Origin of the sequence: Pseudomonas sp. FYR_5 (assembly GCF_043106315.1) — a bacterium.
Classification (GTDB): Bacteria; Pseudomonadota; Gammaproteobacteria; order Pseudomonadales; family Pseudomonadaceae; genus Aquipseudomonas; species Aquipseudomonas putida_Y.
Map to the genome: position 1 here is coordinate 1 of NZ_JBICMK010000075.1, position 13,015 is coordinate 13,015.

Here is a 13,015-nt window from a genome sequence, read left to right on the forward strand (position 1 = left end):
GCTGCTTCGCAGCCCTTTCGCGACACAAGGCCGCTCCCACAAAGACCGCGTCAGGTTTTAGATGTGATGGCAGAGCCGCCGCATGATCATCGCTCCTCTTCCTTCCACGGCGCCTGCAGGTACCGCGTCCGGTTGAAGGTTTCCAGCCACTCGGGGCAAAACACCACCAGCGCACTGATCACCATGCCGTTGATGAACGCCTCGGGGAACATCATCAGCCACAGGTAGCCCACAAAGTCGCTGAGCCACTCCGGCAGGGCAAAACGCCCGTCCAGCCACAACACCCCTAGCGCTGCGGGGACGCAAATCAGCACAGTCAGCGCGGCCGGAAAAAAACCCGAACAAAAGATGTAAACGAACAGGTTGCGGGGCTGGGCACGCTCCACCAATACCGCGCACACCTCGGTAATCAGCACCGGCAAGCCAACCAGCAACAAACCATTCAACCCCAGCGCCGCCAGGTCCTGACGCCCCAGCGCCAGCAAGCCGAGCTGGGCCATGAACCCACCCAGCACCGCCAGCGGCCAGTCCAGCAACAGGGTGACCGCCGTCATGCCAATAAAGTGGTACGACACCCCGGTATCAAAGTCGCGCCGCACCAGCCACAGCGCAAACAGGCAGAACACCGTGCCAAACAGCAAATGCTGGCGGCGCCGGTCGGTAAACAGTTCAACCCAGCGAACCTGGCTGACCGCCCAGATCAGCAACGGCACATAACCCAGCCAGCCAAGGGTAAGGGTGGTGCCGGATAACACCTGCGCGCTGATCACCTGAACAATACCCTTTGCAGCCATGTGGATAAAACCGAGTCTACACCCATTCTCCCCTGCCTTCGGCTGCGGTAGGCTGACGCTTCCATTCGATGCAGGAAGCATTGGTCATGCTGGAAGGAACCAACCCCGCTCTGCTACTGGCAGCGGCACTCAACGCCATCATCGGTGTAATTCACCTGGCCATCATCGCCGTGGGGCCGCGTTGGTACCGTTTGTTCGGGGCCGGCGAGCGCATGGCGGTGGCCGCCGAAAAGGGCCGCTGCTACCCGGCGCTGATCACCGCCGCCATCGCCTGCGTGTTGCTGGCCTGGTCGGCCTATGCGCTGTCGGCTGCCGGGGCGATCGGGCGGCTGCCCTTGCTGCTACCAGTCATTTGCCTGATCACCCTGGTGTATTTGCTACGCGGTCTGCTGGGTCCAGTATTGCTGGCGGGCACCGGGCGTTCGCAGCGTTTTATCGTGGTCAGTTCGCTGATCTGCCTGGCTTTGGCCTGGTGCATCTGGTCGGGCTGGTGCAGCAGTGGCCGGTGCTGGGCTGATTCTCACGCTTAAACAGCATCTTACCGTCATCGATTAGCGGCTAAGCTTGTCTGCATGGATGACTCAGACTACCTGCGCCTGCTTACCATCCAGGCCGAACAAGCCAATGCCTTTCTCTCCAACGCCCGTAAGTGGGAGCGGGAGCGATGGGTGTGCCAGCGCCTGCTGCAGGGGCTGAACATTCCCTACCGCAGCGAGGACTTCACCCCGGCCGGGCAGGAGCCACCAGACGTGCTGTTCCGCGACGCCGCCTTCGAGGTGTTTTTCGTGCTCGACGAGGGCCGCCGGCTGAACGATGAATGGCGCGAGGAGCTGCAGCGGCGACGCAGTGCGTTTTCCTTGGCGCAGTTGGTACGCCGCGAAGCACGCCCACGGCGCATCAGTGCCACCGAACTGCTGGGGCGCCTGGCGCCCACCTTGCGCAAGAAGGCGCACAATTACCGGGAACGCGGGCTGGAGCTGAACGAGCTGGACATCATCGCGTTCTCCAGCCTCAAGCGCGAAGTGCTCGACCTCAACACCCACTTCCCGCCGCCTACCGAATACCTGCGCCAAGGCTGGCGCTCGCTGTCGCTGGTCGGGCCAACCTTTGCCCGGGTACTGTTTGCCCACCCCGATGCGCCAGATTTCCTGCGCGGCAACCTGGGCCGCAGCATCGTCTTCGACGTAGGCATCAGTCTTTGATCCAGTGCAGCGACTGTTTGCGATGGCGTACACTCGGCGCCAGGGATAGAAAGCATTATCATTTGTTTCAAGCGCCTGCGCGAACGCTGTAGCGTTTGCACAGTCACAAACGTCTACCTGACGAGGCCCACCATGACCAGCCGCCTGAACCCGGAAGATCAGCGTCGTGTCGATGAGTATCTGCGAGCCCCCCAGCACCAAGTCGAGCGCAGGCCCTTCCGGCCGTGGCTGCTCCTTGTGCTGGTGCTGGCCGTGACCATCGGGTTGGGTCTCCTCAGCCGCCTGCTGAGTGGACTGGTGCTATGAGCTGCTTCGCGCTCGCCCTCCCCTCGTGCAGTTTGCGGCCGGCCCCCAGGGCCACGAATTCCGTAAACCTTATGAGATATTCCCATGACTCATCGCATCGTGATTGTCGGCGGCGGCGCCGGCGGCCTGGAACTGGCGACCCGCCTGGGTAAAAGCCTGGGCAAGCGCAAGCAGGCCGAAATCACCCTGGTCGACACCAACCTCACGCACATCTGGAAGCCACTGCTGCACGAAGTGGCCGCCGGCTCGCTGAACTCCTCGGAAGACGAACTGAACTACGTGGCTCAGGCCAAGTGGAACCACTTCAATTTCCAGCTGGGGCGCATGAGCGGCCTGGACCGTGAAGGCAAGCAGATTCAACTGGCAGCCACCCTCGACGAAGAGGGCCGCGAGCTGCTGCCCGCGCGCACCCTGGGCTACGACACCCTGGTCATGGCCGTGGGCTCCAACACCAACGACTTCGGCACCCTGGGCGCAGCGCAGCACTGCCTGTTCCTGGATACCCGCAAGCAGGCCGAGCGTTTCCACCAGCAACTGCTCAACCACTACCTGCGTGCCCACGCCGGCGACGTGGCCAGCGAGAAAATCAGCGTTGCCATTGTCGGCGCCGGTGCCACCGGTGTAGAGCTGGCGGCCGAGCTGCACCACGCGGCTCACGAGCTGGCGGCCTATGGCCTGGACCGCATCCAGCCCAAGGACATGCACATCACCCTTATCGAGGCGGGCCCGCGCGTTCTGCCGGCGCTGCCGGAGCGCATCAGCGTCCCGGTTCACAAGACCCTGGAAAAACTCGGGGTGAAGGTGATGACCAACGCCGCAGTCAGTGAAGTGACCGAGGACGGCCTGAAAACCAAGGACGGTGAAGTGATCCAGGCCAGCCTGAAAGTGTGGGCAGCCGGTATCCGCGCGCCAGGTTTCCTCAAGGACATCGATGGCCTGGAAACCAACCGCATCAACCAGCTGGTCGTGCGCCCTACCCTGCAGACCACCCGCGACGACAACATCTTCGCCTTCGGTGACTGCGCCGCTTGCCCGCAACCAGGCAGCGACCGCAACGTGCCGCCGCGTGCACAGGCGGCGCACCAGCAGGCTTCGATGCTGGCGCAAAGCCTGAAGGCGCGCCTGGAGAACAAGGCCCTGCCCACTTACGAGTACAAGGATTACGGCTCGCTGGTTTCGCTGTCGCGATTCTCGGCGGTGGGCAACCTGATGGGTAACCTGATGGGCAGCGTGAAGCTGGAAGGCTGGTTGGCGCGGATGTTCTATGTGTCGCTGTACCGCATGCACCAGATGGCGCTGTACGGGTTCTTCCGCACGGCGTTGATGATGCTGGGCAGCAAGATTGGCCGGGGCACTGAGCCGCGCCTGAAGCTGCACTAGCAGGCGCCCCCATGCCCTGTATGGCGCGGGTTTACCTGTGAATGCGATGGTGGCTGCACTGCCGCATTCGCGGGTGAACCCGCTCCTACAAAGGGGCGGTGTGGCAAACAGGTGGGATTTGCACCGATGGGCGCATTTATTCAGGGCAAATGAAAAAGGGCATCTCATGCGAGATGCCCTTTGTTCATGGTGGGTCGTGTAGGATTCGAACCTACGACCAATTGGTTAAAAGCCAACTGCTCTACCAACTGAGCTAACGACCCAAAAATGGTCGGGGTGAGGGGATTCGAACTCCTGACATCCTGCTCCCAAAGCAGGCGCGCTACCGGACTGCGCTACACCCCGAGTGTTTCAAAAAAAAGGGCATCTCTTTGGAGATGCCCTTTTCTACATGGTGGGTCGTGTAGGATTCGAACCTACGACCAATTGGTTAAAAGCCAACTGCTCTACCAACTGAGCTAACGACCCGGAAAATGGTCGGGGTGAGGGGATTCGAACTCCTGACATCCTGCTCCCAAAGCAGGCGCGCTACCGGACTGCGCTACACCCCGAGATTGGCTCCGCGACCTGGACTCGAACCAGGGACCCAATGATTAACAGTCATTTGCTCTACCGACTGAGCTATCGCGGAACTGAACTTCGGTACAACTCCGAAGACTGTGTTCGCTTCGGACTCTTTAGCTTCTTCGCTTTTGCGTTGTCGCTGCTGAGGCCGGCTATTCTACATTCTTCGTTTTGCTTGTCAACCACTTTTTTTCATTCAACTTACTGATTTGTAAGTTGTTTTGCGATCACTGATGTTGCTGGTGATTCGCTTAGTGCCTGACAACGCGGCGTATATTAGGGGCACTCTAAATTTGATGCAAGCAAAAATTTCAAAAATTTCAGGCGGTTATCCGGGGTTGGCGCAAAGGCCCGAAATAGCTGGGCTGTGCCGGCATTGGCAACAGGCAGAAAAAGCCCCGCAAACGCGGGGCTCATGGTGCAACGCAATCAGCCAAAGACGATTTCGTCGCCTTCCACCTTGGCGGTGATCGCCGTACCGGGCAGGAACTTGCCGGCCAGAATCAGCTGCGCCAGCGGGTTCTCGATCCAGCGCTGGATCGCCCGTTTCAGCGGCCGTGCGCCGTATACCGGGTCGTAACCCACGGCAATCAGCTTGTCCAACGCCTCTGGGCTCAGGCTCAGCGACAGTTCGCGCTCCAGCAGGCGGCTGCGCAGGCGGCCGAGTTGGATTTCGGTGATACCGGCAATCTGCTCGCGGCCCAATGGCTCGAACACCACCACTTCGTCGATGCGGTTGATGAACTCCGGACGGAAGTGCGCCCCCACTGCATCCATCACTGCCGCACGCTGTGCCTCGCGGTCACCCACCAGTTCCTGGATCTGCGCCGAGCCCAGGTTGGAGGTCATCACGATCACGGTGTTGCGGAAGTCCACGGTGCGCCCGTGGCTGTCGGTCAGGCGGCCGTCTTCCAGCACCTGCAGCAGCACGTTGAACACATCCGGGTGGGCTTTTTCCACCTCATCCAGCAGCACCACCGAGTAAGGCTTGCGCCGCACGGCCTCGGTCAGGTAACCGCCCTCTTCGTACCCGACATAGCCTGGTGGTGCACCGATCAGGCGTGCCACGGAGTGCTTCTCCATGAACTCGGACATGTCGATGCGCACCATCGCCTCTTCGGTGTCGAACAGGAACTCGGCCAGCGCCTTGCACAGTTCGGTCTTGCCCACACCGGTCGGGCCGAGGAACAGGAACGAACCACTTGGCCGGTTCGGGTCGGACAGCCCGGCACGCGAGCGGCGTACGGCGTTGGCTACGGCGGTTACCGCTTCGCCCTGGCCAATCACGCGCTGGTGCAGCAACTCTTCCATCTTCAGCAGCTTCTCGCGCTCGCCTTCAAGCATCTTGGCCACAGGAATGCCAGTCCACTTCGACACCACTTCGGCAATTTCTTCCTCGGTGACCTTGTTGCGCAGCAACTGGTTGTCGGTCTTGCCGTGCTGGTCGACCATCTGCAGGCTGCGCTCCAGGTCCGGGATCACCCCGTACTGCAGTTCGGCCATGCGGTTCAGGTCGCCTTTGCGACGGGCGGCTTCCAGCTCCTGGCGAGACTGCTCGATCTTTTGCTGGATCTGCGCCGAGCCCTGCACTTCAGCTTTCTCCGAAGCCCAGATTTCTTCCAGGTCGGAATACTCACGCTCCAGCCGCTCGATTTCCTCGGTCAGCTTCTCCAGGCGCTTTTTCGCCGCTTCGTCTTCTTCTTTCTTCAGCGCCTGCGACTCCACCTTCAGCTGGATCAGGCGACGATCAAGACGGTCGAGCACTTCCGGCTTGGAGTCGATCTCCATGCGGATGCGGCTGGCCGCTTCGTCGATCAGGTCAATGGCCTTGTCCGGCAGCTGGCGGTCGGTGATGTAGCGGTGGCTGAGCTTGGCCGCAGCGATGATTGCACCGTCGGTGATGGCCACCTTGTGGTGCACTTCATAGCGCTCTTTCAGGCCACGCAGGATGGCGATGGTGTCTTCCTCGCTCGGCTCCTCGACCAGCACCTTCTGGAAGCGGCGCTCCAGGGCGGCGTCCTTCTCGATGAACTGGCGGTACTCGTTCAGCGTGGTGGCACCTACGCAATGCAGCTCGCCGCGGGCCAGGGCCGGCTTGAGCATGTTGCCGGCGTCCATGGCGCCCTCGCCTTTGCCGGCGCCGACCATGGTGTGCAGTTCGTCGATGAACAGGATGATCTGGCCTTCCTGCTTGGACAGTTCGTTCAGCAGGCTTTTCAAACGCTCTTCGAACTCGCCGCGGTACTTGGCACCGGCAATCAGCGCGCCCATGTCCAGCGCCAGCAGGCGCTTGCCTTTGAGGCCGTCCGGCACTTCACCATTGATGATGCGCTGGGCCAGGCCTTCGGCAATGGCGGTTTTACCCACGCCAGGCTCACCGATCAGCACCGGGTTGTTCTTGGTACGGCGTTGCAGCACCTGCACGGTACGGCGGATTTCATCGTCACGGCCAATGACCGGGTCCAGCTTGCCCTCTTCGGCACGCTTGGTCAGGTCGACGGTGTACTTGTCCAGCGCCTGGCGCGATTCCTCGGCGTTGGCGTCATTCACTGCCGCGCCGCCACGCAGGTTGTTGATGGCATTTTCCAGCGCTTTTTTGCTCACGCCCTGGCTCAGCAGCAGCTTGCCGAGCTTGCTGTTTTCGTCCATGGCGGCCAACAGCACCAGCTCGCTGGAAATGAACTGGTCGCCCTTCTGCTGTGCCAGACGGTCTGCCTGGTTAAGCAGGCGTGCCAAGTCCTGCGACATGTTCACGTCGCCGGTAGGGTTCTGGATTTTTGGCAGTTGGTCGAGCTCTTTCACCAGCCCCTGGCGCAGGCTATTGATGTCGAAGCCCACCTGCATCAGCAGCGGTTTGATGGAGCCGCCCTGCTGTTCGAGCAGCGCCTGTAACAGGTGCACGGGCTCGATGGCAGGGTGGTCCATGCCAACGGCCAACGACTGGGCATCGGATATTGCAAGTTGCAGCTTGCTGGTCAAACGGTCTATTCGCATGGTGTACCTTCCTTTAAAGGGCAGGTCGGAGCGATGGACAGCGCCTGTTTATGAAGAAACCTGCCTGAGATGACCTTATAGATAAGGCTGATTCTGGAAGATTCAAGCTTAGCGGGGTTGACCGAAGTCAACCTGTTGGATTAATGGGGCCATTCGCGGGCATGCCCGCTTCCACAGGTACACCACCGGTTTCAACGTTTATGGCATCTCTGTGGGAGCGGGCATGCCCGCGAAGAGGCCGGTACCGGCTAGCGCGGGTCCAGCCAGACCAACGATGCAAAACGCCCACCCTGCGGGGTACGGCGATAGGAGAAGAACCGTGCATCACTGACCGTGCACAAGCCACCGCCATAAACAGCAGTCACGCCACGGGCAGCCAGGCGAATACGCGCCAGCTCATAGATATCCGCCAACAGCTTGCCTGGCCGTTCGCCGTCGGCGAATGCCCGAGCTGCTTGCGGGTGCACGGCGGTAAAGGCATCACGCACTTCCAGCCCCACTTCGAACGCTTGCGGGCCGATGGCAGGCCCCAGCCACACCAGCACCTCTTCTGGCGGCAGCGCCAGCCGGTCCAGCGTGGCTTCCAGCACGCCACCCGCCAGCCCGCGCCAGCCCGCATGTGCCGCCGCCACGCGGGTGCCCGCGCGGTCGCAGAACAGCGCAGGCAGGCAATCGGCGGTCATCACGGTGCAAGCAATGCCTGGCTGGCGGGTCCAGCTGGCATCGGCCTCGGCCACCACGGCCGGGTCGGCATCCGCCACCACCAGGCCATGCACCTGCTTGAGCCAGGCCGGTTGGATGGCGAACTGTTCGCTCAGGCGGCGGCGGTTCTCGGCGACTGCGGCAGGGTCATCCCCAACATGGTCGCCGAGGTTGAAGGTTTCATAGGGCGGCAGGCTGACGCCGCCCTGACGGGTGGTGACACAGGCGCGAACCGAGGCCGGGGCCGGCCAGTCGGGGAATAGCAACGCCTGCGTCAGGTCACTCATCCGATGAAACTCTCGCGGTCCTGGTTCAACAGCGACAGCAACCAGACGAAGTCATCCGGCAGTGGCGATTCCCACTTCATGACTTCACCGGTAATCGGGTGGGCCAAGGCGAGGAAACGCGCATGCAGCGCCTGGCGCGGGAAGGTCTTGACCGCCTCGACCATGGTCGGGCTGGCAGCGGGCGGAATACGGAAGCGCCCGCCGTACGTCTGGTCGCCAACCAGCGGGAAACCCACATGGGCCATGTGCACGCGAATCTGGTGGGTACGGCCGGTTTCCAGCTTGACCCGCACATGGGTGTGCGAGCGGAAGCGCTTGAGTACGCGGTAGTGGCTGACCGCCGGCTTGCCGCCGTCGGTTACAGCCATGCGCTGGCGCATGCCGCCGTGACGGCCGATGGGCGCGTCGATCTTGCCACCGGCAGTCACCACGCCAATCACGATGCACTCGTAGATGCGGCTGACCTTGCGGGCCTGCATCTGCTCGACCAGCTTGGTCTGCGCCTGCAGGGTCTTGGCCACCACCATCAGGCCGGTGGTGTCCTTGTCCAGGCGGTGCACGATACCGGCGCGCGGCACGTTGACGATGTCTGGCACATGGTGCAGCAGCGCGTTGAGCAGGGTGCCGCTGGCATGCCCGGCCGCCGGGTGCACAACCAGCCCGGCAGGCTTGTTGATCACCAGGATGTGGTCGTCTTCGTAGACGATATCCAGTTCGATATCTTCTGCGATCCACTCGCCCTGGGCCTCTTGCTCGGCCTCCAGGGCAAGCAGAGAACCACCATGAACAAGGTCTCGAGGGCGCACGACTGCACCATCGACCGTCAGGCGGCCCTCTTTGATCCACGAAGTTAGCCGCGAACGCGAGTACTCGGCGAACAATTGGGCGGCGACCTGGTCGAGGCGTTGGCCGCCCAGTTCGGACGGTACCTCTGCGCTAAGTTGAATGATCTCGGACATGCTCGATTCGGCGGGCGCACAGCCTTTGGTTTCGGCTGCGAGCTTGTGGTTAAATACGGCTTCTTTTGTCCCGGGGTTGGCCGGGGCGCTCATCATAACAGGACGGCACCGCCCAAGACAGCGGCCGTCAAAGGGACGCAAGCCGCCATGCGAGTGAAACACCTGCTGCTGATCGCCATCCTCGGGCTTACCGCGGCCTGTTCCTCTAATAAAGAGGTCATTGACGAGAACCTCAGCGAGGCCGAACTGTACCAGCAGGCCCAGGCTGATCTGGACAACTCCAGCTACACCAGCGCCGTGAACAAGCTCAAGGCCCTGGAGTCGCGCTACCCGTTCGGCCGCTATGCCGATCAGGCGCAACTCGAGCTGATCTATGCCAACTACAAGAACTCCGAGCCCGAGGCAGCCAAATCGGCCGCCGAGCGCTTCATCCGCCTGCACCCGCAGCACCCGAACGTCGATTACGCCTACTACCTCAAGGGCCTGACCTCGTTCGACCAGGACCGTGGCCTGCTGGCGCGCTTCCTGCCGCTGGACATGACCAAACGTGACCCGGGCGCTGCCCGCGACTCGTACAACGAGTTCGCCCAGCTGACCAGCCGTTTCCCCAACAGCCGCTACGCGCCAGACGCCAAGCAGCGCATGATCTACCTGCGCAACCTGCTGGCTTCTTACGAAATCCATGTGGCCGACTACTACCTGAGCCGCCAGGCTTATGTAGCGGCTGCCAACCGTGGCCGTTACGTGGTGGAAAACTTCCAGGAAACCCCGTCCGTCGGTGACGGCCTGGCGGTGATGGTCGAGTCGTACCAGAAGCTGCACCTGGACGAACTGGCCGCCACGAGCCTGGAAACCCTCAAGCTCAACTACCCGGACCACCCGAGCCTGGTCGATGGCGAGTTCCAGCCCAAGCAGACCGAGTCTGACGGCCGCGGCTGGCTGTCCAAGGCCACCTTGGGCCTGATCGAAACCGATACCCCGCTGCCGCCAGGCGAAACCCGCGCCAACCAGGACGTGGTCAAGCAGTTCCAGGACGCGCGCGACGAGATGCCGCGAGAGCTGCTGCCTAAAGACGAGAACGGCGACCCTATCGTGCCGGAAGGCCCGAAAGAAGCCGAGAAAGACCGTTCCTGGTTCAGCTACATGACCTTTGGTCTGTTCGACTGACCTTCAGTGGTGAATGAAAGGGAGGCCAGGCCTCCCTTTTTTTATGGCCGCGTCCTAGACTGTCGGCTTCTTCAACCGACAAGCTGGACATCATGGTTCGCCTACTTTTCTGGATCGCCCTGATCGCCGCCGCGTTCTGGCTGTGGCGCAAATACAAAGTCAGCCAGCAGTCGCACCCCGAGGCGAAGCTGGATGCGCCGCTGAAGATGGTGCGCTGTGCCCATTGCGGTGTGCACCTGCCCAACGACCGGGCGCTGCAGCAGGGTAATGAGTGGTATTGCAGCCAGGCCCACCTGCAGCAGGGCCCTGGCCACCAAGGCTGAACACGATGCCTGTTCAATCCTGAAACCAATTCGAAATCTGTGGGAGCGGGCTTGCCCGCGAAGCAGGCACCACGGTGTATGGCACCGGCTTCGCCGGTGTTCGCGGGCACGCCCGCTCCCACAGTTTTTATCTGCAATTTCGTGTTCCACATATCCCTCCCCGACCCTTTAACACCATTTACGACCCCTCCCCCCCGGCCAGCATTGACCCGTCCGGCCAAAATTCGCTAAATCCTATTTATCCGCATAAATATGAAAAATAGCGAAATGCTCAAACCCAAACGCAAGCGCCAGAAGCTGTCCGATGTGATCGTCGAATCAGTCAAGCGCTCGATCGTCACCGAAGCGCTGCACCCCGGCGACCGCCTGCCTACCGAGCGGGAGCTGATGGAGCATTTCGAATGTTCCAAGGGCACCGCCCGCGAAGCGCTAAAGGCACTGGAGGTAGAAGGCCTGGTCAGCACCCGCACCGGCCCGACCGGGGGTGCCTACCTGAACGAAGTGGGCACCGAGCCAGCCAGCCGCGCGCTGCGCAACTACCTGCACTTCCAGCACCTGGACGGCGAGCAGGTGTACCAGCTGCGCAAAGTCATCGAGGTAGAACTGGCGGTGTCGGTGATGGGCAAGCTGAGCGAAGCCGATTACGCCGCGCTGCAGGCCAACATCGACTTCTGCAGCGCGCCGGAAGACAGCGAAGAAGGCCAGCGTGAGCAGCGCTTGGCGGAGCTTGAATTCCACACCCTGCTGGCCAATCGCTGCCCCAACCCGTTGCTGCGTTTCATGGCGGTGTTCCTCAACGACCTGCTGCGCGACCTGGTGGTGCTGAAAAAGGCCTACCTGCCCAAGCGCCAGCAGTTCGCCGCCGCCAACATCGACTACCACAAGCAACTGCTGACCGCCTTGCGCGCCAGCGACGAACCCGCCGTACGCCGGCTGATGCACGAACACATGTGCGACGCCGAGCACCACATGACCGCGCTGGAAGGCGAGGTTGCCCGTAACTTCCTGCTGGAGTTCGATCACCACCACTGATGCGCCTGTAAAGAGGCCTGCACACAGGCCCGGCCGTACCCGCTTTGTCATTGCCACTCCTGCCTAATAACCACAAACAAGGAGTTACTCATGCAAAGACGTACCCTGCTCAAGGCAGGCCTTGCCCTGGGTGCCTTAGGTAGCCTCCCCTTGGGGGCACACCGAGCATTCGCCGACCAACCGCTGACCTTCTATGGGCTCAAGTCCATGTCGGGCGCCTTCGCCAGCTACGGCAAGTACGCCGACATGGGCTCGCGCCTGGCCATCGCCGAGCACCCACAGTTGCTCGGGCACCCGCTCAAATACAAAGTCATCGACACCGAAGGCAACGCCGGCAAGGCGGTGCGCAAGGTACAGGAAGCCATCGGCCAGGATGGCGCACGCTTTTTCCAGGGCTGCACCCTGTCGTCTTCGGCACTGGCGGTGTCCAAGGAGATCCACAAAGCCGGCGGCGTGTTCATGACGCCTGTGGGCGCCGATGAAATCACCGGCAAGGACTGCAATGCCTCAACCTTCCGCTGGTCGGTGCCCACCTATGGTGCCATCCGCGAAACCCTGGTGCCGATGAGCCGCCAACTGCCCCAGGCCAAGCGCTGGTACACCATCACCCCGCAATACGTATTCGGCGATGCCCTGCTGGACAACGCCCGCAGAGTGTTCGCCGAGCTCGGCGTAGAACACATCGGCAACAGCTATCACTCGTTGCAGGAGCAGGAATTCTCCGGCTATCTGACCAACGCCATCGCCGCCAAGCCCGACGTGCTGGTGCTGCTCAATTTCGGAAGCCAGGCCTCCAACGCCCTGCGCCAGGCAGTCAACTTCGGCATCAAGGACCGCATGAAAGTGCTGATGGTGTGGTCTGCCGGCCTCGACCAGTTCCAGGAGCTGGGCAGCGACGTGCTCGAGGGCGTGTACCTGGGCGCGCAGTACTGGCACCAGGTCGACACCCCGCTGAACAAACAGTTGGTCGCCGCCACCCGCAAGGCCTATGGCATCAACCCCAACTACCCGCTGGCCGCCGACTACATCGGCACCAAGGTGATGCTCGAGGCCATCGTCAAGGCCGGCAGCCTGGACGGGGCCGCCGTGTCTGCGGCATTGCAGGGCATGCGTTTCCAGGGCCCGACCGGCGAAGAACTGATCCGCCCGGGTGACCACCAGGTGCTCAAGGACTACTACCTGCTGCGAGGCAAGCCCCAGGGGCAGATGCGCGACGAGGACGACCTGGCCGAAGTCATCAGTTCGGGCCGCTCGTTCGTCGAGGTCGATCACACCGGTTGCGCCCTGGCCTGAAGCTGCGGCGTT

At 62.0% G+C, this 13,015-nt stretch carries 11 protein-coding genes, 5 tRNA genes and 1 pseudogene; 8 read left to right on the top strand and 9 right to left on the bottom strand.

All coding sequences use genetic code 11. The features are described from left to right. Nucleotides 1-86: 86 nt before the first annotated feature. Nucleotides 87-794: an energy-coupling factor ABC transporter permease gene (locus ACF8RA_RS12735; RefSeq protein ID WP_392519218.1), complete on the bottom strand. Its 708-nt coding sequence runs from the start codon at nucleotides 792-794 to the stop codon at nucleotides 87-89. 86 nt (nucleotides 795-880) lie between these two features. Here ACF8RA_RS12735 and ACF8RA_RS12740 point away from each other — a divergent pair. The 4 genes and pseudogenes from ACF8RA_RS12740 to ACF8RA_RS12755 all read left to right on the top strand — a co-directional run bounded on the left by ACF8RA_RS12740 (nucleotide 881) and on the right by ACF8RA_RS12755 (nucleotide 3,682). Beyond that, a pseudogene (locus ACF8RA_RS12740) lies at nucleotides 881-1,311 on the top strand (hypothetical protein). 55 nt (nucleotides 1,312-1,366) lie between these two features. Beyond that, nucleotides 1,367-1,996: a DUF1780 domain-containing protein gene (locus tag ACF8RA_RS12745; RefSeq protein WP_003247546.1), complete on the top strand. Its 630-nt coding sequence runs from the start codon at nucleotides 1,367-1,369 to the stop codon at nucleotides 1,994-1,996. Between the two features lie 132 nt (nucleotides 1,997-2,128). After that, entirely contained in the window at nucleotides 2,129-2,302 is a 174-nt protein-coding gene (locus tag ACF8RA_RS12750) for a DUF3094 family protein (RefSeq protein ID WP_176685547.1), read from the top strand. Nucleotides 2,303-2,386: 84 nt separating this feature from the next. Beyond that, complete coding sequence (locus ACF8RA_RS12755) at nucleotides 2,387-3,682, top strand: NAD(P)/FAD-dependent oxidoreductase (RefSeq protein WP_176685546.1); 1,296 nt, start codon at nucleotides 2,387-2,389, stop codon at nucleotides 3,680-3,682. Nucleotides 3,683-3,869: 187 nt separating this feature from the next. On the opposite strand, the gene ACF8RA_RS12760 is transcribed toward ACF8RA_RS12755, so the two are convergent. From ACF8RA_RS12760 to rluD, 8 genes are all read right to left on the bottom strand, one after another. After that, nucleotides 3,870-3,945, bottom strand: a tRNA-Lys gene (locus tag ACF8RA_RS12760). Between the two features lie 5 nt (nucleotides 3,946-3,950). After that, nucleotides 3,951-4,027: transfer RNA gene (locus tag ACF8RA_RS12765), tRNA-Pro, on the bottom strand. Between the two features lie 47 nt (nucleotides 4,028-4,074). After that, nucleotides 4,075-4,150, bottom strand: a tRNA-Lys gene (locus ACF8RA_RS12770). A gap of 6 nt (nucleotides 4,151-4,156) precedes the next feature. Next, a tRNA-Pro gene (locus ACF8RA_RS12775) sits at nucleotides 4,157-4,233 on the bottom strand. A gap of 4 nt (nucleotides 4,234-4,237) precedes the next feature. Then, a tRNA-Asn gene (locus ACF8RA_RS12780) sits at nucleotides 4,238-4,313 on the bottom strand. 362 nt (nucleotides 4,314-4,675) lie between these two features. After that, the gene (clpB, locus tag ACF8RA_RS12785) at nucleotides 4,676-7,240 is read right to left on the bottom strand and encodes an ATP-dependent chaperone ClpB (RefSeq protein ID WP_176685545.1); all 2,565 of its coding nucleotides are present in this window, start codon (nucleotides 7,238-7,240) and stop codon (nucleotides 4,676-4,678) included. A 248-nt stretch (nucleotides 7,241-7,488) separates the two neighbouring features. After that, nucleotides 7,489-8,229, bottom strand: coding sequence for a peptidoglycan editing factor PgeF (gene pgeF, locus ACF8RA_RS12790; RefSeq protein WP_176685544.1), 741 nt, complete (start codon nucleotides 8,227-8,229; stop codon nucleotides 7,489-7,491). Next, the gene (gene rluD / locus ACF8RA_RS12795) at nucleotides 8,226-9,188 is read right to left on the bottom strand and encodes a 23S rRNA pseudouridine(1911/1915/1917) synthase RluD (protein ID WP_003247554.1); all 963 of its coding nucleotides are present in this window, start codon (nucleotides 9,186-9,188) and stop codon (nucleotides 8,226-8,228) included. The genes pgeF and rluD overlap by 4 nt, the downstream gene beginning before the upstream one ends. 147 nt (nucleotides 9,189-9,335) lie before the next feature. Between rluD and ACF8RA_RS12800 the strand changes: the two genes are divergently transcribed. The 4 genes from ACF8RA_RS12800 (at nucleotide 9,336) to ACF8RA_RS12815 (ending at nucleotide 13,003) form a co-directional block, all read left to right on the top strand. Then, entirely contained in the window at nucleotides 9,336-10,355 is a 1,020-nt protein-coding gene (locus ACF8RA_RS12800) for an outer membrane protein assembly factor BamD (RefSeq protein ID WP_004577276.1), read from the top strand. 92 nt (nucleotides 10,356-10,447) lie between these two features. After that, a complete protein-coding gene (locus tag ACF8RA_RS12805) occupies nucleotides 10,448-10,678 on the top strand; it encodes a PP0621 family protein (RefSeq protein ID WP_014589594.1) in 231 nt (76 codons plus the stop codon). Between the two features lie 267 nt (nucleotides 10,679-10,945). Further along, complete coding sequence (locus ACF8RA_RS12810; protein WP_020192253.1) at nucleotides 10,946-11,710, top strand: FadR/GntR family transcriptional regulator; 765 nt, start codon at nucleotides 10,946-10,948, stop codon at nucleotides 11,708-11,710. A gap of 90 nt (nucleotides 11,711-11,800) precedes the next feature. Beyond that, the gene (locus ACF8RA_RS12815; protein WP_392519219.1) at nucleotides 11,801-13,003 is read left to right on the top strand and encodes an ABC transporter substrate-binding protein; all 1,203 of its coding nucleotides are present in this window, start codon (nucleotides 11,801-11,803) and stop codon (nucleotides 13,001-13,003) included. Nucleotides 13,004-13,015 lie beyond the last annotated feature (12 nt).

Bases quoted from the DNA above. Each gene is read 5' to 3' on its own strand.
- ACF8RA_RS12735 (WP_392519218.1), bottom strand. From the start codon at position 794: ATGGCTGCAAAGGGTATTGTTCAGGTGATCAGCGCGCAGGTGTTATCC.
- ACF8RA_RS12745 (WP_003247546.1), top strand. From the start codon at position 1,367: ATGGATGACTCAGACTACCTGCGCCTGCTTACCATCCAGGCCGAACAA.
- ACF8RA_RS12750 (WP_176685547.1), top strand. From the start codon at position 2,129: ATGACCAGCCGCCTGAACCCGGAAGATCAGCGTCGTGTCGATGAGTAT.
- ACF8RA_RS12755 (WP_176685546.1), top strand. From the start codon at position 2,387: ATGACTCATCGCATCGTGATTGTCGGCGGCGGCGCCGGCGGCCTGGAA.
- clpB (WP_176685545.1), bottom strand. From the start codon at position 7,240: ATGCGAATAGACCGTTTGACCAGCAAGCTGCAACTTGCAATATCCGAT.
- pgeF (WP_176685544.1), bottom strand. From the start codon at position 8,229: ATGAGTGACCTGACGCAGGCGTTGCTATTCCCCGACTGGCCGGCCCCG.
- rluD (WP_003247554.1), bottom strand. From the start codon at position 9,188: ATGTCCGAGATCATTCAACTTAGCGCAGAGGTACCGTCCGAACTGGGC.
- ACF8RA_RS12800 (WP_004577276.1), top strand. From the start codon at position 9,336: ATGCGAGTGAAACACCTGCTGCTGATCGCCATCCTCGGGCTTACCGCG.
- ACF8RA_RS12805 (WP_014589594.1), top strand. From the start codon at position 10,448: ATGGTTCGCCTACTTTTCTGGATCGCCCTGATCGCCGCCGCGTTCTGG.
- ACF8RA_RS12810 (WP_020192253.1), top strand. From the start codon at position 10,946: ATGCTCAAACCCAAACGCAAGCGCCAGAAGCTGTCCGATGTGATCGTC.
- ACF8RA_RS12815 (WP_392519219.1), top strand. From the start codon at position 11,801: ATGCAAAGACGTACCCTGCTCAAGGCAGGCCTTGCCCTGGGTGCCTTA.